This is a genomic window from Actinomycetota bacterium (assembly GCA_036280995.1).
GTDB lineage: Bacteria > Actinomycetota > CALGFH01 > CALGFH01 > CALGFH01 > CALGFH01.
The window spans coordinates 1-2,160 of record DASUPQ010000710.1 but is presented as its reverse complement, the minus strand read 5'-3'; the positions used below and the strand labels follow the sequence as shown (position 1 = coordinate 2,160).

Sequence of the window (2,160 nt, the reverse complement as noted above, 5' to 3'; positions counted from 1 at the left end):
TCGACGGCCCGCTTGACGATCGGCTCCGCCGCCGCCTCGTCGAGCGCCCACCGGCGCGACTCGTGCCTGCCGAAGCTCATCATCCCCAGGCACACGCGCGACACGCGCAGGCCGGTGTTGCCCAGGTTCACGTACCGCATGGCAGCCTCCTTCGGAGATCGCCGGCCACGGTAGCGCCGCAGTGCTCGCTACCGCCGGTGCGCGATGATGGCGGTGATCCGTGGCGGCACGAGGCGGGAGGTCAACGTGGAGACCTGGGATGCGATCAGGGCCCGGCGCAACGTGCGGTCCTACCAGGAGCGGGCGATCGCGCCCGAGGACCTGGACCAGATCCTGGAGGCCGGGCGGCGGACCCCCTCGGCCGGCAACCAGCAGGCCTGGGACTTCGTCGTCTGCACCGACCGCGAGCAGCTCGCCCAGCTGGCCAGGGTCTGGCGCAGCGGCGGCCACGTGGCCCGCTCGGCGGCGACGATCGCACTCGTCGCCCCGAACCCCGACGACGCCCGCTCGCGCGACCTGATCCAGTACGACCTGGGCCAGGCGACGATGAGCATCATGCTGGCCGCCGCCGACCTGGGCATCGGCAGCGCGCATTCGGCGGTCAGCGACCAGGAGCTGGCGCGGCGCCTGCTGGGCTTCCCCGAGGACCGGTTCTGCGCCTGGCTGATCAGCCTCGGCACCCCCGCCGACCGCCCGCTGAGACCGATCGCGCGGCCCAACCGGCGCCCGTTCGAGGAGGTGGTGCACCGCGGCAGCTGGTAGAGGCTGACGGTGGCGGTCACCCGCGGGTCGCCGGGCACCGAGGCCGGCCCCCGCGGGCTCAGGTGCCTGGCCATGAACTGGCCGAGGCCCGTTCCAGCCGCATGCAGTCTGGATGACAGCTGGCGAGGACGCTTCCGCCGCGTGATATCGGGTACGGAGAACAAGGAGGCCGGATGGACCCAGCCGCGCTGACGATCTCCGTCGGCGCCATCCTGATGCTCGTGACCATCGCGAGCGGGGCATTCCGGAAGCGGAGGTAGCGTATCCAGGCAACGGGCGTCCCGCGACGCATCGGTGACCAGCTCGTCGCACCCGGGGCGAGCCGGGGCGAGCTCCTGGTCGTCTACGCCGCCGCGGCGGCCGGGACGGCCCTGGTGGTCGCGGGAGCCGTCGTGGTGCTGGCCGCGCCCCCCGAGCTGCGGCGACCGGTGGCCTTCGCGGCGACCACGCTCGCCTGGTTCGCGCCCGTCCTGCTGATCAAGCTGCTGCTCGGGCACCTGCTCCCCGGAGAGGCGGCCTTGCGAGGGGGCGTGTGAGCGAGCTCCAGCGGCTGCTGGACCGGCTGGTGGCGGCCGGGGCGCCCGGTGCCGCCGGCTGGGTCCGGGACGAGCGTGGCAGCCTGCGGGCCGCCAGCGGCGTGGCCGACATGCGGACCCGCCAGCCGATGCGGCCGGAGCTCCGCTTCCGGGCCGGCAGCCTGACCAAGGCGCTGGTCGCCGCCGTCGTCCTGCGGCTGGTCGCGGAGGGACGCCTCTCGCTGGCGGACCCCCTGGAGCGCTGGCTGCCCGGCGTCCTGCCCTACGGCGACCGGGTCAGCCTCCGCCAGCTGCTCAACCACACCGGCGGCGTGCCCCATCGCACGGCCACCCTCATGCAGGCGCTGTACGCCTCCCGGCCGGGCCGCCTGCGTGCCTGGACACCTCAGGCCCTGGTCGCCATGGTCGCCGACCGGCCGCCGGCCTTCCCGGCGGGTACGGCCTGGGCGTACTCCAACACCGGCTACGTCCTGCTCGGCCTGGTCGTGGAGGCGGCCAGCCACCGGACCCTCGAGCAGGAGCTGGGCCGGTCCATCCTCGGGCCGCTCGGCCTGCGCGACACCGTGCTCGCGGACAGCGCCCCCGAGCTCCCGGGGCCGAGCGCGCGTGGCTACAGCCTCCCGCTGGGCCCGCACGGGGAGGCGCTCGACGGCCCCCTGCTCGATTTCACCGTCCAGAATCCCTCGTGGGCCGGGGCGGCGGGCGCGCTGGTGTCCACCCTGCCCGACCTGACCCGCTTCTTCCGGGCCCTGCTGGGCGGCCGCCTGCTGCCCCCCCCGCTGTTGGCCGAGATGACGACCATGGTCGCGGTCCCCCCTGGTTCCGCCCCGCTCCCCCTGTACGACCGCTACGGCCTGGGACT

Annotated in this window: 4 protein-coding genes; 3 read left to right on the top strand and 1 reads right to left on the bottom strand. The window is 74.6% G+C overall.

Annotation, left to right across the window (positions count from 1 at the left end):
* Window positions 1-140, bottom strand: a 140-nt coding sequence (locus tag VF468_23950; protein HEX5881340.1) for an aldo/keto reductase, incomplete at its 3' end; no start/stop codon positions are given.
* Window positions 141-246: 106 nt separating this feature from the next.
* Here VF468_23950 and VF468_23945 point away from each other — a divergent pair.
* From VF468_23945 to VF468_23935, 3 genes are all read left to right on the top strand, one after another.
* Window positions 247-762, top strand: a complete 516-nt coding sequence (locus VF468_23945) for a nitroreductase family protein (protein HEX5881339.1) — start codon at window positions 247-249, stop codon at window positions 760-762.
* A 374-nt stretch (window positions 763-1,136) separates the two neighbouring features.
* Window positions 1,137-1,298 (top strand): hypothetical protein, encoded by a 162-nt coding sequence (locus VF468_23940; GenBank protein ID HEX5881338.1) that lies wholly within the window; start codon window positions 1,137-1,139, stop codon window positions 1,296-1,298.
* A partial coding sequence (locus VF468_23935; GenBank protein ID HEX5881337.1) for a serine hydrolase domain-containing protein occupies window positions 1,295-2,160 on the top strand: 866 nt, incomplete at its 3' end. The genes VF468_23940 and VF468_23935, both read left to right, overlap by 4 nt.